This window comes from Aulosira sp. FACHB-615 (assembly GCF_014698045.1).
GTDB lineage: Bacteria > Cyanobacteriota > Cyanobacteriia > Cyanobacteriales > Nostocaceae > Nostoc_B.
This window is the reverse complement of the sequence record NZ_JACJSE010000016.1, coordinates 113765-134467: the sequence shown is the minus strand read 5'-3', so window position 1 is coordinate 134467 and position 20703 is coordinate 113765. Positions and strand designations below refer to the sequence as shown.

Genomic DNA, 20703 nt, shown 5'->3' with positions numbered 1-20703 from the left:
CCTCAGCCTCAAGGCGCTATTACTGGGGATATCTCCCCAACCTGAACAGATTCAATGATGATATTTAACAAAAACCGCAATAAATTAGCATTCATTGAAATATTAAATACATAGAATACTCATTTAAAATGCTTGTAAAGGTTTTTGTAGTTGGGGTTGTAAAGCTTGTTCGCTTTGCACCACAATACCAGGGCAGTCACGATTGACAACCGTTGATGCTTGATCTGAGGAATTATTATTCTGCCACAAAATCCAACGACTGCCTTGGGGTAAGGAAGAGAGTGTCAGAGAATTTTGAGTTAACCAAATTAAAGGATTGTTTGGTGTTTCTGTGGCGTTAATATCTTCTTGAGATGTTGCCGCAGCTAGGGTTTCTAGAACAATGCGTAGGCCGGAGGACTTGCCGCAGGCATCGCCTTTTACCAAATTTGTCCCAGCTGTCCAGAGTTTGACGGGCATTCCCATCCGTTGTGTGTAAAAGTACAAGCTGGCTGCGGCAATTACGGCTTCCTCAAAATCATCTTCTTGCCATTCACCACCACTATCTAAGGCAATAATGATTTCTTGTCCACCTGTGACAACTTCTAACTCCCGGACTCGTAATTCACCATAACGGGCGCTAGTCCGCCAATGAATCAGTCTGGTGGGGTCGCCGATGCGGTAAGGACGGAGCGATCGCACTAATCCCGATGTCGCTGTCTGCAATGGGCGATTGATAGAATCACCTTTTTTGCTTTCTTCTTGTCCCATTTCATCAACTAAGGGACAAGTGGTTAAAGGTAATACAGTGGGGTAAACAATAGCGATCGCTTCACAATCTCGCTGACGACGACACCAAAATAAACCTAAAGGTGCGCCAGTTGCTAATTCAACATTGTGCCAACGATAAATACCTCGACGCTGGGTCTGGTGGTAATAAACCCAACGGTAACTATTTTTACTCGGAATAACTTCTATTGGCTGTTTGATTGGGTTACCCAAAACAAAAGGCAAAATATCCTCGACTTGCAGCAAACTTACAGATTGTGACGTGGGATTGTGGATTTCTAATTCTACAGTCAATTCATCCCCAGCCGAGACAGGCTGAATTGGATTGCGGGTGATAGTTAAACCAACAAGCGATCGCGGTGGTAAAACTGCTGCTACTACCAACAGCGCCACACTCACACCGCTAATAGCATACAGCCACCCCGCCATTGTATTGACAGCCGCACCAAAAAAACAAATAGCAACTCCCGCAAGCACCCAACCGCCGTATGTAGGTGTACTTGCCCGATTTTCTAACCAGTTGGTGATAGGTTTGATAATTTTCATGTTTCTTTTTTAACCCAACATCACCGGAAGTTCACAGTGTTATGGAAATGATGCTACTTTCACCCACACAATAAGATCAACATAAATTATTTGTATTGATTCTGAAGCATGTGATTAGAAAGACTTTAATATATTTGAGTATACTGAAGTAAGCATAATTCTAGTTATATAAAGCAGAGGGTTGATGTTTGATGCTCTTTTACGATGTGGTTACTTTCCTCATGAATTACCACCACCATTTCAAACAACTTCACTGGGAAAGGCAATTACACCACAGATATCATCCTTATCACACCCATTTATTTATGATCCAAAATTTAATAAACCTGTGTCTAAGCTGTCGAGATTCAATCTAGCACGGGCAGGTACTCTACGCCGTATTTTGAGCATTCCAAACCCCATAAATTATGTCCAGTTAGCCCACATTATTAGTAGTGATTGGCAACAAATAATACAGCATATTCATCAATCAACTTTATCATTAAGTAAACCAATACAAAAATCTGGAAATCTCCGCGCTGTTCAGCGATTTAAGGGTTTTAACGAATTACCAGAGATACGTGCTATTGAACGTACTAATTGCCGCTACTTACTTACGGCTGATATTAATGCTTTTTATCCTTCAATCTATACACATAGTATTCCTTGGGCTTTTCACACAAAAGATTCAGCTAAGTCTCAACGTCGCTATAACCAATTGTTAGGAAATAAACTTGACACTTTAATTAGAAATGCACAAGATCAACAGACAAAAGGTATTCCAATTGGAACGGATACATCTTTAATTATTGCTGAGTCAATTCTGACCGTTGTTGATCAAAAACTCAAAAATAAATTTCCATCAATTCGTGGGTTTCGGTATGTTGATGACTATGAATTATGTTTTTGGTCATTCGCAGAAGCAGAAGCAGCTCTTTTTATACTTCAAGAATTACTTACAGAGTTTGAACTTCAATTAAATCCAAGTAAAACTAGAATTGTAGAGTTACCTCAAAGAATAGAGAGACAATGGGTTACTGAATTACGAATATTTGAGTTTAGAGAAGGAACACAAGCACAACATACAGATATTATTCAATACTTTGATCAAGCATTCGATTTGTGGGCAGATCACCATGAAGAAGCAGTACTGAAATACGCTGTGTCAAGAACACAGTCTATAACTATACCGCGAAAAAATTGGTCTCTATATGAAGCGTTGCTTCTAAAATGTTCTTTAGCGGAGGCTGGAACTCTACCTATAGTAATAGAACAGCTCAAACGTTATTTAGAGGGTGGTTATCAACTCAACCAAGATTTGATTTGTGAAACATTTGCACGAATAGTTGAGTTACACGCTCCTCGTGGTCATGGGAGTGAGGTAGCCTGGGTGATTTGGGGTTCTCTTATTTTAAAACTCCCTATTAGTGAGAAAACCGCAAACATAATTGTAACAATGGATGATTCAGTTGTTGCCTTACTCGCTCTTGATGCAAAAAGCAAGGGAATCATTAGCACAACAGTAGATTTTAATTTATGGAGTCAATATATGACATCTGATGAACTATATGGTTGTAATTGGCTACTCTGCTATCAAGCCTTTAAAAACAATTGGTTGCCATCTAAAGATGGAAAAAACTATCTGATAGAAGACCCAGAATTCTCATTTTTAAGTAGTCATAATGTGCAATTTTATGACTCTATGAGTTCAGTTGTTTACTCAGTACCACCAGTGCCACGTTTTTCAGCACCAGTTTTTCCTACTGGTGGATATTGATAGCATAATCATTGCCATTCTTTTGTAATAATTTAACGAGTTCGCATTTAAAAATTCTTGACTTGTAACGGGTGCATCCCAGTTTTTATTATTTTTCAGGATAAAAAGAGCTAGACGATATATACAGTAAGGCTCGTCTACTGGGATTATTTTTCTATTTGGGAATTTTAAAAAGCGAGATGCTCCCTGCGCGTTATGCGTTGCTAATACACCTGATAATTATTGAGAATGCAACAGTTTTAACTCAGAAGTTGCCAGTTGACAATATCAAAAACAAATAGGGGTAAAATTTTTACCCCTACACAGTAATATATACATTTTGAAGGAATCTTGAATTTAGGTTAAGTGATTTTCTAGCAATGATGCGATCGCTTCTGGATGAAGTTTCTTATACTTCTTTTTACCGAGTAACAAAACGCAGTTAGGGGCGCTGCTGCAACGTTTTTGACAATCCGTGTGTTCGATTTTAACTTTGTCTCGCAAACCGCGATCGCACAGAGTTTTTTCTAATTCTGATAATAAACCTTTACCGCCTTTTTTCACACAGCCAGATTTTTGACACACCATAATTTTGGCTTCTGGTTGCGGTAATAATTCTTGAGTTGGACAAGCAGCAACTGGTGTGACTTGATGTGCTTTAATTTTGATTTTGCCTGTGCGTGTGTTGACTTTACTCACACCACAAACATGAATTTGCTCACCAGGAGCTAAACTACATTGCAACGAACTACGCAAATCTTTTGGTAATTTGATATATAAATTACCAGAAGGAATTGCTAATTGCAGATATTTAGCTTTTCCTGATTTAATGCCTGCAAAACCCTGGAACTGACCTTCTAAGTTCAATTCCGATAATCTGAGATATTTGTCACCCATGTTAACTACTCAAAATTTAATTACAAAATAATTAACCCCATGCTTGTGGGGCATTTCTGCTGATTCTTGAGTAAAAAGGAAGAAGGAAAAATTGGTTGTTACTTTTTGCCTTCTCTCTTTACTGTTGACTTGTATTTTTTCGCTAGATTCCTATAGGTAATAGCCTACAAATCAGGAATGAATATTTTTATTCTCTAGCCTCTAGCCTCTGATTTCAAGCCAAGCGTCTAGCTTCTACAGTTTTAGGCAAATTTGCTACATCAGGTATTTCGGGAAATTCTAATTCCCAACCATTGGCTAAGGTAAGAATTTTACCAGCTTCACCGTCTGTTTGTTTAACTACTACTTCTTCTAAATCTTTTTTAGCGACGTAGACTGTTAAATTACCATTATCATTCATCCGTAGCATTACCTTCATGATTTTCCTCAGCAGATTCTAGTTCTTTTTTGCGACAACCAACAACAATGCCTTTATCTAAAAAATGCACCGCATAAATATAGGAACGTTGTAAAAAAGTGCCTATACTTGCTACGTAACCAATGTCTCCTTTCTTCGCTAAAATTTCGCCAATTTCTCTACCGGGAAATGTACCGTCATTTTTAATTTGTTTGCGGAGTCTGACTTTTTCACCAATTTCAAAATCAGGTTCTGACTCTAATTCGTATTCATCGGGTTGCATGAGAATACCTCTGTTCTTTTACCAAGTTCAACAGTTCTTCGGTTGTCAGGCTGCGTTTTTTCTTAACTGATTGTTGGCGGACTGCATCTAATACAGATTGGGTTTCTTCGGGGTTGAGAAAGATCCCATGCTGCTGAAGTAAGCTAGATACCAAATGCTTTCCAGAATGCTTACCAACGACTAAACGTCTTTCCCAACCAACTTCTTCTGGTGCAAAGGGTTCGTAGGTGTTAGGGTTTTGTAATACGCCGTGTGCATGAATTCCAGATTCGTGAGCAAAGGTATTCTCACCAACAATTGCTTTCCAAGGTGGTACACCAGCACCGGCGGCTGCGGCTACAAGTTGCGATAATTCCAACAAACGGGGTGTGTTAATTCCCATATCTAAGCCATAGATGCGTTTGATGGCCATGACAACTTCTTCTAAAGCGGCGTTACCTGCTCTTTCACCCAAGCCGTTGACGGTGGTGTTAACAGATATTGCGCCACCTTTAATTCCGGCGAGTGCGTTAGCTGTCGCCAAGCCGAAATCGTTGTGGGTGTGGATTTCTACAGGAATAGACAACCAAGAAACAAGGCGCTTAACTTTTTTGTAGGTGGTGAAAGGATCGAGAACTCCTACGGTGTCGCAGAAACGAAAGCGAGATGCACCCCATTCTTGAGCATACAGAGCGACATCTAACAAAAAGTTTTCATCGGCTCTGGAAGAATCTTCGCCACCGACGGCTACCCAAAGACCGCGATCGCGTGCGTAACTGATACAATCTTTGAGTCTTTGCAGACTTACTCGCCACTGTCCATGAAACTTGGCAGCGATTTGGATACCGGAAACCGGAATCGCAATATGTACTCGCTGCATTCCACAAGCAATGGAAGCTTTGATATCAGAAATTACAGCGCGGTTCCAGGCGAGGAGGTTGGCTTTTAATCCCAAGTCAGCAATGATTGAGATGGCACGAATTTCATCTTCTCCCATCGCTGGGATACCGACTTCTAATTCATGCACGCCGATAGCATCGAGAAATTTGGCGATCGCAATTTTCTCTTTTAAGGTAAAAGCAACACCTGCTGCTTGTTCGCCATCGCGTAATGTAGTGTCATTAATTATGATTTCACTCATTTCAAACAGCCTCATAGGAATTTTTCTTAATATTCTTTCTGTAGCGTTAATTATTTTCCGCAACGCTGAGTAAAGGTAAATGCTATAAATTAATCCAATTAATATTTTGTCTTCATCATTCTTTAATATTAACCAGATAAAGACATCGCATCTGTATGACAGAAAACAAAACGACAGTATAATTTAACTGCCATTTTCACTATTGTCATGCACACTTTTTTCTAGTAGAAGATAGCCCAAATAGGTGTTAAGTAGACTGGAAACAAATAAGAAAACAAATCCACAAACAAAGCTAGAAATCATAATCCTATCTCCCGATAATTGCAAGTCATTTCTGCCAAAAAGTTGTAACTAGCGATCGCCAACATATTGCCAGTAAAAATTTGTTCAGTTCATCCCACAAATCAAAGCTCCAATTTCTCCCTTGTCTCCCCTGTCTCCCCCATCTCCCTATCTATGCTCATCTAGCCAATCTAAAATTTGTTCTAGCTGTTCTAAGTTGACCAATCCATATTGCCAAAGCAGCATCGGTAATGGTGCATCATCAAATTTTTTGTGTCGCAGTGCTACAGCAATATCTGCATTGGTGAGTTCGAGTTCTGTATGTAAAAATTTGATGAATTTTGATTCTTTCGTGCGGGTGGACATAACTAAACCAGAAACAGATAAGTATAGAGGAGAATTAAAGATTGAGTATGCAATTTAGGCAACTAAAAAAATCAGAGTTAAAAATAAAAGAGAAGCTGATTTTTTTGGTTTGTCAAGACAGGTTTATAAATCCCAACAATGTTTTAACCAGTTGACCAATTCTTGACGTGGCGCGAAAAATTGCATAATCGTACTACGGACTAAAATTGCTGCCAGTAAACTGTTAATTTGGACTCGTAAAGAACCATCCGGGTGACAAGCGCAGGGAATCATTAACTCTTGCAAACGGTGATAAATTCGCCAGCGATCGCTCAAAGGAATCTGTAAAATTTGCTCACCTAAAGTATTATTTGTCATTGGTCATTTGTCCTTTGTCCTTTTGCTTTTGTGTAATATTAGTTACTATGTTTTATTCTTTTGCCTTTTGAGTTTTAACTTCTGATTGACTGATTGATTCGTAAGCTTTGATTTTTTGTTCAAGTTGCTCAATGCGAGATAGTAAGGAACGAATCACAGTGGCTTCCACATCCGGGAGTTTGTTATGTTCGAGAGGAGATTGATTCTTGTCTTTGCGAGAAATAATTCGTCCGGGAACGCCGACAACAGTGGAATCAGCCGGAACATCACGCAACACAACGGAACCCGCACCCACACGGACGCGATCGCCTAATTGAATATTTCCTAAAACCTTCGCACCAGAACCAATCACAACGTTGTTACCCACAGTCGGGTGACGTTTCCCGCTTTCCTTCCCAGTGCCGCCGAGAGTCACACCTTGGTAAATCAGCGTGTAGTCTCCCACAATCGCCGTTTCCCCAATCACAACCCCCATCCCGTGGTCGATAAATACCCCTTTACCAATCTCTGCACCAGGGTGAATTTCAATTCCGGTTAAGAATCGACCAATATGAGAAATGAAACGCGGAAAGAAAGCTACGCCTCGACGATGCAACCAGTGAGCTAGACGATGTAAACAAAGCGCGTGGAAGCCAGGGTAGCAAAACACCACCTCTAACCAATTACGTGCAGCCGGATCACGTTCAAAAATAATCCGAAAATCACTCAACACTGGCTCAAAAGAAGTGACAGCAGAGAGTAAATTTTTCAGCAGGGATGTTTTTACAGAATCAGGCGCTACTGTCGCTGGTTGATTACTGTCTAATGACTGTTGCATCGGTACTGTCTGGGTAAAAAAGCCTTGTGCTATTTTTATGCTTATAGCAGGCGACCCCCAACAGGACAGTACACTCTATGTCGGTTGGATTTATTGTATTTATTAAGGTTGTACTCAACCACTACAAAGCTTTATTTTTAATTAATAATAAATTTCTCTTGGGGTAGGGGTACTAGCTTTTTAAAGTAGGGGTACTAGTATTTCTTGGGTGGGGGTTTAAGAATTGCGGTACTCACCATCAAAACCTTGACCCGTCTGAATTTGCAGCGATTTATCCAAGTTATTTTACGATATATTAAGCTGTACTCAATTGCCCGGAAATCGGGTGTAGAGACGACTACAACTTAATTTCTGTATCTCTAGTTACGATTGTAATTTTACGGTTTTGCCACCCAAAAAACCAAATTCTTCACTTTGTTTTAGCTTTTATTATTTGTATTTGGAGATACTAATAAATTCCGATTTTACACCCTGTTGATTTGTGGGAGGATGGTGAAGCAATCTTTCCCCCCACACTCCCCACACCCCCACACCCCCCACACTCCCCACACCCCCCACACTCCCCACACTCCCCACACTCCCCACACTCCCCACACTCCCCACACTCCCCACACCCCCCAAACTCCCCACACTCCCACACCCCCTACTCCCCATTCCCCGATAAATAGCAATGACAATTGGGCTTTTCAATGAGTGACTCAACCAAGGCATTGAGGGCTGTGGCTGCTAGTAAACCACCGCCCAAAGTGCCTTCTGTGGTGATGGTAGGAATTGCTTGTTGCATAATTTGGCGTTTGGCGGCGGGTGCATGGCTAAAGCCGATGGGCATTCCGATGATGAGGGCGGGTTGAATTTTTTGTGCTTTAATGGCGGTGCAGGCGGCTAACAATACAGAGGGTGCATAACCAATGACTAAAATGCTACCCTGGGAGACTTGTAATAATTTTTCTTGCCATTCTTGATGTTGCCAAAATTCCTGTTCGGCTTCTGTGGCGGTGGTGATGTGGGTGTTATTAATTAAAGTTGTGACACGACAGCCTAAATGAGCTAATCTTGTTTGATCTAAAGCGGCGGCAACGGTAGGAATATCCACAAAAATCTCGCAACTGGCTGATAAGGCGTGACGACTAGCCGCGATCGCTCCGGCACTGACTCTCACAAAAGATGCTAAACTCACATCACCACAGGCTAAAACCAATTGCGAAATCAGATGTTGTTCAATTTCCGAACGGTCAGATAAATCAGGTAATAAATGTTGTAGAGATTCGGCAAATGCTTCTGAGTGGGTGTGTACTTGGGCATCTAAACCATTCCACAGTTTTTCTAACCCGCCTAATCCTATGTGGGTTTCGACTTCTAACAATTTTAGCTGGGCTAAGACTTCCGCCTGCATAATTTGACAATGGCGATCGCGTCCTAATAATCCTTCTAAGGCTGAGGCGGTTTGTCGCAATTGGGCAATTTGCTGCATAATTGCCTGATACTGTTTTTGTAATTGCGCTGTCAAAGTTTCGGTTTCTGGTTCCATCTCTAAAATGTGGCGGATGTGGTTGAGTTGGAACCCTTGTTGCTTCAGCGCCACAATTCTTTGCAGCCTGATGACATCTTGTTCTGTGTAAAGACGATAATTACTCGGCGATCTGACTGGTTGCGGCAACAAACCTAATTGATGGTAATGTCGTACCATACGCGGCGTAATGCCACCGCCAACCGCTTCCGTTAGTTCTTTGATTGTTAAAGAACAATTATTCATACATCACAGCCAAGCTAACCACATACTATTATTTTGAGGTTTAGACGAGATAACAAGACTTACGCACAGGCTCCGGGAAATCGTAGACGCGCAAGCGGCTTCCCGCAGGGTACCACAGAGACGCAGAGTTCACGGAGAAATAGGAGTTTGAGAGGTTTTTGCGTAAGTCCTAGATAAATTTAATTTCATAAGTAAGAATAGTCAGATCCCCGACTTCTTTGGAGAAGTCAGGGATCTCGCCCAACTAACTAAAACCCTTGCAACTGTTTCTCAGTCACCCAAGCAGCATGAAACCCATAAGGTACACGTTGGGGAATTAACACTCGCGCTACAGGTTCACCAGTAATATCTTGAGCATTCATCACCAATAATTCAGAAGTATTGGCTGTTTCATCGTGAACAAAAGTCATTAACCAGCCATCATCTTCAGCTGTGGCGTGAGGACGTGGTGCAAATATAGACTCACCACCATAACGCCCTTGCCCAAATTCACGAATTTGGGATGTACCATGATCAAAATCGTATTTAATTACCCCGTCGAACAAAGGTACAGGCGTAGGTGCGCTTTTATTCACGTAGCCATAGCGAGTTTGTCGTCCTAAGAAGTTTTCGTTGACGCGGGGAAATTCCCCAGCTGTGTCATCTAATCTGGATTCAGACACAGCCCCAGTCTTGAGGTTAAACCGCCATTGATGGAGTCGGGGAATATTCCCATCAGGATCATCAACGCCATTAACACCCAACACAGAAGTAGAACTCATCCGACAGGCTATTAATACGACTTCATCACCTTGTTGATAGGCGTTGAGGGTATGAAACACGTAGCAAGCAGGACTTTCAAACCATTGAATCTTGCTGTTATCACCGTGACGTGGGAGAATGCCAAAACGACTGGGGCGATCGCACTCAAACATGATCATTGGTTTTCCCTGCTGTATCCTTGCTGGGTTGAAGGTCAAGGGTAAATCCATGAAAATTGTATAGTCTTCTGTAATGGCAAAGTCGTGCATCATCACAGGTTCAGGAATTTCAATCGGTACAGTGAATAACAACTCCCCGGTAGCGGAAACTATGCCGTACTGCAAATATGGCGGCGTAAATGAATAGCCAAAAAACACCATTTCACCCGTAATTGGATCTACCTTTGGGTGTGCCGTAAACGGAGAAACAAGTTTGCCATTATAGGTGTGTTCGCCAATTGTCTTTAACTCAGGTACTTGAATTGTATGAGGCGCACCAGCTTCCCACACTGCTAATAACTGACCACCATGCCAAACTAAGGCGGTATTGGCGGTATTTCTCGATATTGGTGGCGCATCTGTTTGTGGTGGTTCTAACAACCCAGTCAAGACTGCTTTACCCGCTTCATGTTCTGTTTCCCATTTTTGCGTCTGCACATAACGGTTGCGATAAACCGCCTTACCGCCACTAATTCTGACACCGTGCAGCATCCCGTCACCATCAAACCAATGATACTGACCAATAGGTGAATATTGCGGGTTAGGGCCATTCCGCACAAACATCCCTGATAGTTCTGGTGGGAGTTCCCCAATTACTTGCAGGTTTTCTGCCGTAATTTCTGCGGAAATTGGCGCAAAATTGCCATCAAGATAAGGATTTACTGCTGTTGTGGTCATGATGTTGTCTACAAAACGCTGTGAATTTGCAATACTACTTAATCTTAATGATGACAATATAGCAATCCTCATAGGGAACAGGTGGGAGGGGTTGGAGGTGTGGGAGGTTTGGGAGGATGGTGAAGAAATCTTTCCCCCCACACTCCCCACACTTCCCACACTTCCCACACTTCCCCCACTCCCCACACTTCCCCCACTCCCCACACTCCCCACACTCCCCACACTTCCCCCACTCCCCACACTCTTTCAAGGGCAGGCTTTTTTTATTAGACAAATTTTTGGGCTTTTAAAACCAAAATTATTGTCTGAACAGTTAAAACTACGTTTCATAATTGAGAATATTCTCAACTATTTATCGAAGGTTTAAAAACCTGCCCTTGAAAGCTCCCCACACTCCCCACACTCCCCTCTCTCCCCACACCCCGCCCCGAAGAGGCTAGTCAGCGAATAGGGTGCGCTAACAGTGTTAACGCACCCTACAAAAATTAATAGATTGTTGACAAAAGTAGATATATCTAAATAAAACCTACAGATGTAAACTTCTGTAATATTGATAACTTGCCAAGCATTGATAGTTGTAGTAAATATCTCGGCTCTAAATATTTACTTAATATTTAAACTTATGATTGTTGAGGCCCTTTAGCATCGCATTCTCTGTGCCAGCATCGTTTGAGCAAATCAATCCGCCAGCTATGAGCAAAGCGTTGGGGATTTAATTCTAGTTGATGATCACGGCTAAATAAGGGCTGGTTGAGATATTGCCAAAGAGGAAATTTAATCTTGGTGTGTTTTTCTGCCATAACGAGGAACAAAGGAAATATATATAAGCGATCGCCTTATAGCAGCAGTGGAAATTTTTACTCAAAACTACCACTTACTGATTTTCTAGTTAAAGATGACATGATAAGTATTCAATTGTCCTGGTGACAATTGCGGAATTTTACGTAAAGTTTTCTGTCCAGTTCGTTAGACTCAAGATCATGTTAAAAGTTCCTAAAGCTTAATACTGCTTGGTTCTAATTGCTGTGGCTGGCGGTTGTACTGAGTTCCTATATGAGATAGGTGTCGGTTTCTCAGACAGTTTCTGACTGTTTGCCATCCTCGCAACACATTTATATATCCTGAAACCAACACTTGAGTTACCATGTCTGCTATTGCTTTTGTGCATTTGCGTGGGGAGTAGTCAAAAATCAATATGGCAACAGTTATCAGTCAGCAAAGCGTTGAGAAGTTAGTTGGCATTGCCGAGCAGTTTGTACTTCAAGGTAAGGTTAAGAGTGTCACAGCATTTGGCAGTGGGAATATTAATGACACTTTTTTAGTGACTCTCGATGGCGCAACCCCAGAACATTTTGTTTTACAACGCATCAACACTCAAGTATTTCGCCAGCCGCAACTGATTATGCAGAATATGCGGATTTTTAGCGATCATGTTTATCAGCGTTTGCAATCCACACCCCTCAACCGTCGCTGGGAAGTACCACGGGTGTTGTCAACTCAGGATGCTCAAGATTATTACATTAATGCTGAGGGTGATTTTTGGCGAGCAATTAGCTTTATTCAAGACTCACAGTCTTTTGATACGATGCCTAATATCGAATATGCCCAGGAAATTGGCTATGGCTTGGGGATGTTTCATAATTTGATTAGTGATTTACCACCAGAAAAGTTAGCCGATACACTTGCAGGTTTCCACATTACACCGCTTTACCTTGGTCATTATCAAGAAGTTTTAGCCAAAACTAGTCCCAAATCATCACCAGAGGTTAATTACTGTTTGCAGTTTGTGAGCGATCGCACCAGTTTTGCCCATATCCTAGAAAATGCTAAAGCTCAAGGTCTACTACCATTACGCTTGATGCACGGCGATCCTAAAATTAATAACGTCTTATTTGATACTGTTACTCAAAAAGCTGTCAGTGTAATTGACTTGGATACTGTCAAGCCAGGACTCATACATTACGATATTGGTGACTGTTTGCGCTCTGGTTGCAATCCGGCTGGCGAAGAAACCGAAGATTGGGATAGTGTGTATTTTAATACTGATTTATGTGCGGGAATTTTACAAGGTTATCTGGCGGTAGCTAAGGCGTTTTTGACAGAAAATGATTACGCCTATATGTATGATGGCATTCGGTTGATTGCCTTTGAATTAGGATTGCGGTTTTTTACCGATTACTTAGCTGGAAATGTTTATTTTAAAGTCAAACATCCAGAACATAATTTAGCAAGGGCGATCGTGCAGTTTAAGCTAACCGAAAGTATAGAATCCCAAGAAACCCAAATTCGCCAGATTATTCAGGATGTCAACAACCCCACCCACAAGGGGATGGGGCTTGTGATTCAAGTTCCCATTTCTGGGCAGACCACAATAGGCTGATTGACCGCAGCCCTGAGTTTGAGAAAATCCTCACGAATATTCACCGCAGCATTGTAATCCCCATGGCACTCGTACCCACACTTCTTACACCGAAATTCAGCCTGAGACGGGCGATTCCCTCGCTCAATGTGTCCACACTGGCTGCATTTCTGAGAGGTGTAGCGCGGGTCAACAAAACCCACATTCACGCCTCTAGCTTCGGCTTTGTAGGTGACAAATGCCTGGAATTGGTGAAAGCTCCATCCATGCAGTCTGCGGCGTTGAGCCTTCCTCATCTTGGCTCTACCGCGAATGTTTGTGAGGTCTTCAAAAACCAATGTTGCACCAGACTGAACAGACCGAGCCAAACGCTTACTCAGCAAATGGTCACAGTCTTTTCTGAAACGTCTCTGTCTGCCCGACAACTTTTTCAGATGTCGCTTGGCAGATTTCGTGCCTTTAGATTGCAGTTTACGGCGCAACTCAAACGTTCTATCTTCTACTCCTTTCCAATGGTCGGAGCCGTACTTACTCCCTCTGCTATCAACCGCAGGAGAAGCGATACCCAAATCCACACCGACAACCTCATCTGTTGTAATGGTTTCAGGGGTTTTAATCTCCATGACAACGTGCAGCCACCATCGCCCTTTGCGGTCTTGCAACAAGTCTGCACTGGTGTTTTTCCAGTTCAGGTATTGCCGATAGTATTCAGCTATTTCAAAGGGCAGTTTTACCCGTCTGTTGATGCTGAGTATCGTCAACTCTTTGCGGTCGAACCAGACTGTGTAAGACCTGGCATCGTACTGAATGGGGCAACGTTTCGAGGTTGGACAGCTAACTGTTTTGCCCTTCTTCTTCAGGCTCTTAGCCGATTTCAAAGCCTCGGTTGCTTTGACCCTAGCGGCACAGACAAACTGAGAAGGCAAGCCAGTAATGGCGCGATGGTCGTAGTAGGTTGCTTTGTGCAGTTCTACGCCATTTGCCAAGTCGTTTTCCCATCCATGCTGACACACCGCATTGAACGACCAGGTGTATTGCTCAATCGTTTGAGACAGCACCGAATCAGTTTCGATGTCGGGTTGAAGTTGGATGCGAATCGTTCTTTGCATACACACATTGTATCTTCATCTAGGCGTGAGGTTATCTGTGAGTTGCAAAGATTGTGTGTCGATTTCGGGGGCATTGAACCCCGCTCAATCGACGCTCCTATCCCTCCGCGCCCACAAGGGGATGCGGTTTCCCGGAGATTCCGATGAAATGAACGCGCAAAAATTTACTTTGCAACCTTTTAAATCTGACAATTTGCTACCAGATGTCCAAATCATCGGTAATATAGCCCGTAACGATCATCAACTCATGATTAGCTACAGCTTAATCGGGAATTTAACAGATATCATGATTGCGCCACCGTCAGATACTCCCACCCGCAAAGATGGACTCTGGGAAGATACCTGTTTTGAGTTTTTTGTAGGAATCAAAGACTCAGAATGCTATTGGGAATTTAACCTTTCCCCAGCTAAACACTGGAATGTGTATCGTTTTACAGGTTATCGCCAAGGAATGGAGGTGGAAACGGCTTGGACAACTCTACCATTCAATATTGACCGTCAAGCTGAGATTTTTACCCTGAATTTAGATGTAGACTTGGTTAAGATTGTGGCATCCAACCAAGACATTGACGTAGCAATCACGACTGTGGTTAAACAAAAAAATCATCAGGTGTCCTATTGGGCGTTAGCGCATAAAGGTGCTGAAGCTGATTTTCACTTACGGGATAGTTTTTTAATTCGCCTGTGAATCATACAGAACTGACGCATAAAGATTGTCTTTGGAGATTGGGTGTAGGGGCTTCGCCGTGAGCGTCAGCCGAACGGTGAAAGGGTTTTAGATATAGCAGGTGACAGGTAATAGGTGACAGTAACAGTGTCAGGACTTACGCACCAAGATTGTCTATGAAGATTGGGTGTAAGGGTGTAAGGGTGTGTGGCGTAAGGGTTTTAGATACATACACCCCTACACCCTTGATTTTTGTAAGTCCTAAAAAGGTAATGAGGGGTCTGACCCATCAGGGGGTTCACCCAGCAGGCATAATGCCACTTGCAAAAATACAATTTTAGTAATCGATTACTTTGTTCAGGGTTTTATAGGCTATATATTAAAGCGATCGCTACCACGGAACTGCGATCGCTTTTTATTTATGAGTTTAGGGGTGTAGGGAAGTGAGGGTGTAAGGGTTTAGGGGTATAAAAAGAAAAATAGAACTATAAATTTTCTATCACCTGTAACCTATAACCTATCACCTATAGCCTTTAAAACCTATATGTTTTTATACCTTTCTAAGTTGCTACCACTGTTCTTTTATCCTTTGGGATTGGCGAGTATGAGTTTGGTAGTAGCTTTGATTACCATCAGGAAACAACCGCGTATAGCGACAGGTGCGATCGCCTTGGGGTTAGTTTTATTGCTATTCTGTAGTAATGCTTGGGTAGCTAAGGCACTGGTGCGATCGCTAGAATGGCAAAATATACCGTCTCAGCAAATGCCAAATGCAGAAGCAATCGTTGTTTTAGGTGGTGCGACTAAATCAGCTTCTTTCCCAAGACCAGCAGTTGATTTAAGTGAATCAGGCGATCGGGTAATTTATGCAGCACAGTTATATCGGCAAAAAAAAGCGCCTTTGATTATTCTCAGTGGTGGTCGGATTGATTGGCGTGGTAGCGGTCAACCAGAATCAACAGATATGGCCAGTATTTTGACATCTCTTGGCATTCCAACACAAGCAATCATTGAGGAACCAAATTCTCTTAACACTTATCAAAATGCTGTAAATGTCAAACAAATTTTACAATCTCGGAGTATCAAAAAAATATTATTAGTCACTTCAGCTATGCACATGCCGCGATCGCTTAAAATTTTCCAACGTCAAGGTATTGACGCTATCCCCGCACCAACTGACTTTCTGGTAACTCAAGGCGAACTGCAAGAACTGGTTAACACACCTAAAGCCGCCTTGCTAAATTTACTACCCGACACCGATAACTTACATCAATTTACCAGTGCTTTGAAAGAATATATTGGTAGTTTTATCTATCGCTTACGTGGTTGGCTGTAGCTATGACTTACGCAACTGGCATATTTTTTCTGTAGGGTGTGTGACGCAACGAGAAGATTTGAACGTAGTCATCAGATTTATAGCGTCACGCACCAACCACCAATTGTGACACTTACGTAAGTCCTGTTAGCATCTATAGGAATCCGGTTTGATTTCTGAATTTATTTGTGTAAGTAGGGAATAGGGAGTTGGGAGTAGGAAAGAAGCCTGATCTGAGTGTACTGATTTTTTTCCCAAATCAAATATGAGTCCTATAGCAGAATACAGAAGTCAGAATTTAGTCTCTAACATAGATTTGCGGCTTAAATGATGTAATACTCTGACTTGAAATATCCTGTAAATAAGTCGTTAATAGTAATCTTACTGATTCATCAAGCTTTTAATCTAAAATCTAAAATTGGTATGAGTCACCCAACATTGTTAGATCCAAATCGCTCTTATACATTTAGCAATTATTTTGAATTAGGGTTTGCAGTTGATGATTTAGTCACAGAATTTGGTTATACTTTTGAGCGGAAATTTCTTAATTTACCGCAGTATTCTGGGACATTAGATAGAGTCGCAGAACTAAAGCAGCGTCTTGAAGAAATTCTACCATATATAGATTTAGAAAATGAAGCTACACGCCGAGAAATCCTGATTGCACCAGTTGTAATTGAGTTAATTCACTATTCCCATGCTAAATTAAAAATTGAGTACAATATTAAAGTTAATAACCAACTGCAAGGTAACTTAGATTATTATCTACGAAACCAATCTAATGTCATTGTAATTGAAGCTAAACAAGCAGATATAAATAAAGGCTTTACCCAATTAGCCACTGAAATGATTGCCCTTGACCGATGGCTAGATTCCAATCAAACAGAAATATTAGGAGCGGTAACAACAGGTAATATTTGGCAATTTGGCATTCTATATCGAAAGCCACAAATTATCGAACAAGCAATCAATCTTTACCGAGTTACTGAAGAATTAGAAGTAATAATTAGAATTATCCTGGCTGCACTGTTCAAAGAAAATTAGTTTTTCTCAAAATATCACCTAATCATCTCAGAACTTCTAAACTTATCATACAAACCATGCCCCAAGAATTACCTCATATTATTCCTGCTCCGCAACCGGGAGTTGCAGAAAATTTTAGTACTTACCAAACCACCCATGAATTTTATTACGAAGTTCAGCAACGCTTAGAGTTTCAGCGTTATTGTGAATGGTATAACGCTACGGCAGAAAATCACCGTCAAGAACTCAAAAAAATGCGCGGCGAACTCAACATTTTTCGGTGGTTCCTTCGCCGCTTTTGAGTAATTTAGATGATTTCTAACTCATTTTCGCGCAAGTGGGCTTTAAACTTTTTATTAAACTGAACTAATATTGGCAAGTTAGCACTAACAGGTCTACCTTGCCATTGAGTCACAATATCTACAACATCGCCTTCTGAGCCTTCAAGGTCAAAAGCTTGAGAGCGATGTTCAGGGTGATGGTAAACTACCACTGATTTTACAACACGGACGCGATCGCCAACTTTCATAAGAGAATTTACACCTAGCTTTTGCGGTTCCACAAGCATCTCCACAGCCATCCCTCATCGAACTTGCTGAGTGAAAAACCAACTGTCTAAAACAGTTATTTTTCATCTCTCATCGAGACAAACACATCAAATACAGCGTTTGCAACTTTGATACAAACAAAGCCTGACAGTGCAGGCTTGGCTCATAGTTAACCAGCGACAAATGTCTCACTGCTTTTTTCCTCATTGCACTTGTCCACGCTTACGGGTGTCTCAAAAGCACTTTTTTGAGGATTTTTCAGCTAACAGGCTATAAAAGTCCTGTTTTACCTTTTCTGTGCGCTTTAACAACAGTTCCAATTCTACATCAAATGGCTATTTCGTTCCTATATGCTGTGTTTGGCAGTTATAGGATTTAGGCACAAAGGCGAGTTGTTGACATTGATACCTAGTTGTAGAGACGTTGTATACAACGTCTCTACAACTACTGATAAGTTGCATCTTCATCAATAAACGCTGTCAAGGTTTTGCTTACTTCTTTTGTGGACAAATTGACTGCATTGGTTGGGGTAATTTTTGACAAGCTTGCTGGAATGTCTGGGGACTGAGTAACCAAAAAAGTAATAATCCCAGAGTTGTACCGCCAACTACCAACAAGGCTAATAATCTTCCCTTTGCTACAGGAGGCTTTTTCCGCCGACGAGGTTTCTTGACTGGTGTGGGAATTGGTTCAGGTATTGGTTCTGCTGTCAAGTCTAAGTCTAATAAGGCTTGGGAACTTTCTGTTAAAGTTGGTTCGGGTTCGTCTAGTTCGGGAATTTCTGTTTCAACAATCTCTACTTCCACTTGTGGCGATGATGAAGTGACTGGTACTAAGTATTCTTTAGCAAGTCGGCAAAGGGTGAGAACCACTGATGTATTATCATGACCATTTTTTTGATTGGCAAGATGAATTAAATTTTCTACAGCTTCTGTCAGGGAAAGTTCACCAGATAATACAGGTATGGCAAAATCTTGCCAAGCGTGTTCTACCCAATCATTATCACTTAAACCATCAGAACACAGTAGTAATAAACCTTCTTCATCGATGATGAATCTTTGAATTGTTACTCGCAAAAAGTCTGCTTCTTTTGTACCCAATGCTTGAGTCAAAGCGGTTGCATCTAATCTCTGGAGTGCTTGTCGATACAAACTCCTCCCGTAGCGGACTTCTCGCCAAGCCACATCATCATCGACTGTGAGTAATTGACAGTAATTACGAGTTATCCAGTAAGCGCGACTATCACCAATGTTGGCTAAGTAAAGTTCATGGGCATTGTCCGATCGCCATCCTGAAATTGTTACTATTGGTTGGGGTAATTGCAGTGCCATCACCAAGGTTGTCGCCATACGTTCTCTACCTTGGCGTTTTTGTTCATCGTTCCGGGAACAAATTAAATTATTCACTACCCGCAAGCTGGCTTCTAGCTGTTCTTGCAATAGTTTGGGTGCTACAGGTTCAATTTGTTCGCTGACTTCTGTTAATAAGGCACGGATTTGCAATTTTAAAGATTGTACCGCCATTTGGCTGGCTACTTCACCACCTTGATGCCCACCAATCCCATCACAAACCATTGATAAGCGCGGGATGAGGGGGTCATAGGGTTCATTGGTGTTGGGGTAGCAAGTGTCTTCGTTTTGGGTGGGTTCTGTGCCGATATCGGTTGTGCCGGCTACTTGCAGGCTGAGTGGTAGTTCGCCGGCGGCTGAAAGTAAGAGCGTATTCAGTTGACTAGTGATATTTTCTAGATTGACTGTGCGATCGCACATCTGCTCAACTATATTTTGTAATGATTCCGCTACTTGTGGCTGTGCCAATGCTATCCAAGGTTGCCAAGATTGAGCTAAATCACGTAAGCTGGGTTTTTCGCTTTGGGCTGGATAAAGTTCTACAAGACGCACACACCAGCCTTGAACGCGCAAGTTATGGGGAATCAGTAAACTTTGCTCAACGCCTTGTTCTGCTAAAGGTTGCCAAAGTTGGAGAATTTGCCATAACCAATAAACTTGTCTGACGGCGGTGGCTTGTTCCCAACCATCAGTGATGCTGGGGTATAAGTTACCTGTTGCATCTATAGGCGCATTTTCTAACAACAGAATATCTTCTGCATCTTCCTCAGCCGGAACAAAGCCATAAACTTGGGGCAGATGTAAATGCTGTTGATACAGTTTTAAATAAGGAATAATTACTTGAGGTAAATCTTGTAATGTTTCTGGTGGTAGTCCTGGTTGCGTATCTAGCCAGATTTGCGGTTGAATAACCTCATATCTTTCTGCAACTTGCGTTTCTGGGGAGATGTTAGCGCCAAAATTACCAGTCGCCCAGAGGTAACGGTGAACTAAAGGAGTTTGACAATTACTACAAATGCGTTCTCCAAGTGGGTTAATTGGGCGATCGCATGTTGGATTTAGACAATAAATTACTCGTTGAGTAGAAATTATCATAAATGATATCTTGCACCATTCTCAATAACCGTAGGCTGGATAATGCCACAACGTAAAAATTAGGATATGAGCAAATTCATCACATTGCCCACCCCTCCTTATACCATCTCCGTAGCCGTAGGGTGAGCCATACCATAACGTAGAAATGAGGATATAAGCAAATGCCCACCCTAGGTTATACCATGCTCAACAACCTTAAGGTGGGCAATATCTGAAACTTGAATAGGACTTACACATAAAACCGAAAAATCAAGGGTTTTGGCGAGGGTATAGGGGTGTA

The 20703-nt window shown here is 41.8% G+C and carries 22 protein-coding genes; 6 read left to right on the top strand and 16 right to left on the bottom strand.

Annotated features, from left to right (window positions below):
• Positions 1 to 123 precede the first annotated feature (123 nt).
• Positions 124 to 1314, bottom strand: a complete 1191-nt coding sequence (locus H6G77_RS22720) for a DUF58 domain-containing protein (protein ID WP_190588713.1) — start codon at positions 1312 to 1314, stop codon at positions 124 to 126.
• Between the two features lie 184 nt (positions 1315 to 1498).
• Here H6G77_RS22720 and H6G77_RS22715 point away from each other — a divergent pair, with 184 nt between their 5' ends.
• Positions 1499 to 3070 (top strand): RNA-directed DNA polymerase, encoded by a 1572-nt coding sequence (locus H6G77_RS22715; RefSeq protein WP_190872798.1) that lies wholly within the window; start codon positions 1499 to 1501, stop codon positions 3068 to 3070.
• A gap of 336 nt (positions 3071 to 3406) precedes the next feature.
• Here the strand turns inward: H6G77_RS22715 and H6G77_RS22710 are convergent, their stop codons facing one another.
• The 12 genes from H6G77_RS22710 to H6G77_RS22655 form a co-directional block, all read right to left on the bottom strand.
• Complete coding sequence (locus H6G77_RS22710) at positions 3407 to 3946, bottom strand: (2Fe-2S) ferredoxin domain-containing protein (protein ID WP_190872797.1); 540 nt, start codon at positions 3944 to 3946, stop codon at positions 3407 to 3409.
• Between the two features lie 214 nt (positions 3947 to 4160).
• Positions 4161 to 4364, bottom strand: coding sequence for a putative nitrogen fixation protein NifT (nifT, locus tag H6G77_RS22705; protein ID WP_190588707.1), 204 nt, complete (start codon positions 4362 to 4364; stop codon positions 4161 to 4163).
• Positions 4339 to 4626: a nitrogen fixation protein NifZ gene (locus H6G77_RS22700; RefSeq protein ID WP_190588706.1), complete on the bottom strand. Its 288-nt coding sequence runs from the start codon at positions 4624 to 4626 to the stop codon at positions 4339 to 4341. The genes nifT and H6G77_RS22700 overlap by 26 nt, the downstream gene beginning before the upstream one ends.
• On the bottom strand, positions 4613 to 5746 hold the full coding sequence (nifV, locus tag H6G77_RS22695; protein WP_190588705.1) for a homocitrate synthase: 1134 nt from the start codon (positions 5744 to 5746) through the stop codon (positions 4613 to 4615). The genes H6G77_RS22700 and nifV overlap by 14 nt, the downstream gene beginning before the upstream one ends.
• A gap of 450 nt (positions 5747 to 6196) precedes the next feature.
• Positions 6197 to 6394 (bottom strand): DUF2949 domain-containing protein, encoded by a 198-nt coding sequence (locus tag H6G77_RS22690; protein WP_190588704.1) that lies wholly within the window; start codon positions 6392 to 6394, stop codon positions 6197 to 6199.
• A gap of 123 nt (positions 6395 to 6517) precedes the next feature.
• Positions 6518 to 6751, bottom strand: a complete 234-nt coding sequence (locus H6G77_RS22685; protein WP_190588703.1) for an Asr1405/Asl0597 family protein — start codon at positions 6749 to 6751, stop codon at positions 6518 to 6520.
• Between the two features lie 52 nt (positions 6752 to 6803).
• On the bottom strand, positions 6804 to 7568 hold the full coding sequence (cysE, locus tag H6G77_RS22680) for a serine O-acetyltransferase (protein ID WP_190872796.1): 765 nt from the start codon (positions 7566 to 7568) through the stop codon (positions 6804 to 6806).
• A 429-nt stretch (positions 7569 to 7997) separates the two neighbouring features.
• On the bottom strand, positions 7998 to 8198 hold the full coding sequence (locus H6G77_RS22675) for a hypothetical protein (RefSeq protein WP_190872795.1): 201 nt from the start codon (positions 8196 to 8198) through the stop codon (positions 7998 to 8000).
• A gap of 13 nt (positions 8199 to 8211) precedes the next feature.
• Positions 8212 to 9321, bottom strand: coding sequence for a precorrin-8X methylmutase (locus H6G77_RS22670; protein ID WP_190872794.1), 1110 nt, complete (start codon positions 9319 to 9321; stop codon positions 8212 to 8214).
• Between the two features lie 248 nt (positions 9322 to 9569).
• Positions 9570 to 10958, bottom strand: a complete 1389-nt coding sequence (locus H6G77_RS22665; protein WP_190872793.1) for a carotenoid oxygenase family protein — start codon at positions 10956 to 10958, stop codon at positions 9570 to 9572.
• Between the two features lie 620 nt (positions 10959 to 11578).
• Positions 11579 to 11758: a hypothetical protein gene (locus tag H6G77_RS22660; protein ID WP_190588699.1), complete on the bottom strand. Its 180-nt coding sequence runs from the start codon at positions 11756 to 11758 to the stop codon at positions 11579 to 11581.
• A gap of 193 nt (positions 11759 to 11951) precedes the next feature.
• Complete coding sequence (locus H6G77_RS22655) at positions 11952 to 12104, bottom strand: hypothetical protein (RefSeq protein ID WP_190588698.1); 153 nt, start codon at positions 12102 to 12104, stop codon at positions 11952 to 11954.
• Positions 12105 to 12153: 49 nt separating this feature from the next.
• Between H6G77_RS22655 and H6G77_RS22650 the strand changes: the two genes are divergently transcribed.
• The gene (locus tag H6G77_RS22650; protein ID WP_190872792.1) at positions 12154 to 13338 is read left to right on the top strand and encodes a phosphotransferase enzyme family protein; all 1185 of its coding nucleotides are present in this window, start codon (positions 12154 to 12156) and stop codon (positions 13336 to 13338) included.
• Here the strand turns inward: H6G77_RS22650 and H6G77_RS22645 are convergent.
• Positions 13302 to 14426, bottom strand: coding sequence for an RNA-guided endonuclease TnpB family protein (locus tag H6G77_RS22645; protein ID WP_190872791.1), 1125 nt, complete (start codon positions 14424 to 14426; stop codon positions 13302 to 13304). The two genes, H6G77_RS22650 and H6G77_RS22645, sit on opposite strands and share 37 nt — an antisense overlap.
• Before the next feature lie 148 nt (positions 14427 to 14574).
• Between H6G77_RS22645 and H6G77_RS22640 the strand changes: the two genes are divergently transcribed.
• The 4 genes from H6G77_RS22640 (at position 14575) to H6G77_RS22625 (ending at position 17733) form a co-directional block, all read left to right on the top strand.
• Positions 14575 to 15114 carry a DOMON-like domain-containing protein gene (locus tag H6G77_RS22640; protein ID WP_190872803.1) on the top strand — a complete coding sequence of 180 codons (540 nt, stop codon included), beginning with the start codon at positions 14575 to 14577 and terminating at the stop codon, positions 15112 to 15114.
• A 523-nt stretch (positions 15115 to 15637) separates the two neighbouring features.
• Positions 15638 to 16429 (top strand): YdcF family protein, encoded by a 792-nt coding sequence (locus H6G77_RS22635; RefSeq protein ID WP_190872790.1) that lies wholly within the window; start codon positions 15638 to 15640, stop codon positions 16427 to 16429.
• A 402-nt stretch (positions 16430 to 16831) separates the two neighbouring features.
• Complete coding sequence (locus H6G77_RS22630) at positions 16832 to 17452, top strand: hypothetical protein (RefSeq protein ID WP_190588694.1); 621 nt, start codon at positions 16832 to 16834, stop codon at positions 17450 to 17452.
• A gap of 56 nt (positions 17453 to 17508) precedes the next feature.
• Positions 17509 to 17733, top strand: a complete 225-nt coding sequence (locus H6G77_RS22625; protein ID WP_190588693.1) for a hypothetical protein — start codon at positions 17509 to 17511, stop codon at positions 17731 to 17733.
• Positions 17734 to 17738: 5 nt separating this feature from the next.
• Here the strand turns inward: H6G77_RS22625 and H6G77_RS22620 are convergent, their stop codons facing one another.
• Positions 17739 to 18011: a ferredoxin-thioredoxin reductase variable chain gene (locus tag H6G77_RS22620; protein WP_190588692.1), complete on the bottom strand. Its 273-nt coding sequence runs from the start codon at positions 18009 to 18011 to the stop codon at positions 17739 to 17741.
• Positions 18012 to 18470: 459 nt separating this feature from the next.
• Positions 18471 to 20420 carry a protein phosphatase 2C domain-containing protein gene (locus H6G77_RS22615; RefSeq protein ID WP_190872802.1) on the bottom strand — a complete coding sequence of 650 codons (1950 nt, stop codon included), beginning with the start codon at positions 20418 to 20420 and terminating at the stop codon, positions 18471 to 18473.
• Positions 20421 to 20703: the final 283 nt, after the last annotated feature.

What these genes read in the sequence shown, in the direction of transcription:
- H6G77_RS22720 (WP_190588713.1), bottom strand. Translation starts at nt 1,314, where the DNA reads ATGAAAATTATCAAACCTATCACCAACTGGTTAGAAAATCGGGCAAGT.
- H6G77_RS22715 (WP_190872798.1), top strand. Translation starts at nt 1,499, where the DNA reads ATGTTTGATGCTCTTTTACGATGTGGTTACTTTCCTCATGAATTACCA.
- H6G77_RS22710 (WP_190872797.1), bottom strand. Translation starts at nt 3,946, where the DNA reads ATGGGTGACAAATATCTCAGATTATCGGAATTGAACTTAGAAGGTCAG.
- nifT (WP_190588707.1), bottom strand. Translation starts at nt 4,364, where the DNA reads ATGAAGGTAATGCTACGGATGAATGATAATGGTAATTTAACAGTCTAC.
- H6G77_RS22700 (WP_190588706.1), bottom strand. Translation starts at nt 4,626, where the DNA reads ATGCAACCCGATGAATACGAATTAGAGTCAGAACCTGATTTTGAAATT.
- nifV (WP_190588705.1), bottom strand. Translation starts at nt 5,746, where the DNA reads ATGAGTGAAATCATAATTAATGACACTACATTACGCGATGGCGAACAA.
- H6G77_RS22690 (WP_190588704.1), bottom strand. Translation starts at nt 6,394, where the DNA reads ATGTCCACCCGCACGAAAGAATCAAAATTCATCAAATTTTTACATACA.
- H6G77_RS22685 (WP_190588703.1), bottom strand. Translation starts at nt 6,751, where the DNA reads ATGACAAATAATACTTTAGGTGAGCAAATTTTACAGATTCCTTTGAGC.
- cysE (WP_190872796.1), bottom strand. Translation starts at nt 7,568, where the DNA reads ATGCAACAGTCATTAGACAGTAATCAACCAGCGACAGTAGCGCCTGAT.
- H6G77_RS22670 (WP_190872794.1), bottom strand. Translation starts at nt 9,321, where the DNA reads ATGAATAATTGTTCTTTAACAATCAAAGAACTAACGGAAGCGGTTGGC.
- H6G77_RS22665 (WP_190872793.1), bottom strand. Translation starts at nt 10,958, where the DNA reads ATGACCACAACAGCAGTAAATCCTTATCTTGATGGCAATTTTGCGCCA.
- H6G77_RS22660 (WP_190588699.1), bottom strand. Translation starts at nt 11,758, where the DNA reads ATGGCAGAAAAACACACCAAGATTAAATTTCCTCTTTGGCAATATCTC.
- H6G77_RS22655 (WP_190588698.1), bottom strand. Translation starts at nt 12,104, where the DNA reads ATGGTAACTCAAGTGTTGGTTTCAGGATATATAAATGTGTTGCGAGGA.
- H6G77_RS22650 (WP_190872792.1), top strand. Translation starts at nt 12,154, where the DNA reads ATGGCAACAGTTATCAGTCAGCAAAGCGTTGAGAAGTTAGTTGGCATT.
- H6G77_RS22645 (WP_190872791.1), bottom strand. Translation starts at nt 14,426, where the DNA reads ATGCAAAGAACGATTCGCATCCAACTTCAACCCGACATCGAAACTGAT.
- H6G77_RS22640 (WP_190872803.1), top strand. Translation starts at nt 14,575, where the DNA reads ATGAACGCGCAAAAATTTACTTTGCAACCTTTTAAATCTGACAATTTG.
- H6G77_RS22635 (WP_190872790.1), top strand. Translation starts at nt 15,638, where the DNA reads ATGTTTTTATACCTTTCTAAGTTGCTACCACTGTTCTTTTATCCTTTG.
- H6G77_RS22630 (WP_190588694.1), top strand. Translation starts at nt 16,832, where the DNA reads ATGAGTCACCCAACATTGTTAGATCCAAATCGCTCTTATACATTTAGC.
- H6G77_RS22625 (WP_190588693.1), top strand. Translation starts at nt 17,509, where the DNA reads ATGCCCCAAGAATTACCTCATATTATTCCTGCTCCGCAACCGGGAGTT.
- H6G77_RS22620 (WP_190588692.1), bottom strand. Translation starts at nt 18,011, where the DNA reads ATGGCTGTGGAGATGCTTGTGGAACCGCAAAAGCTAGGTGTAAATTCT.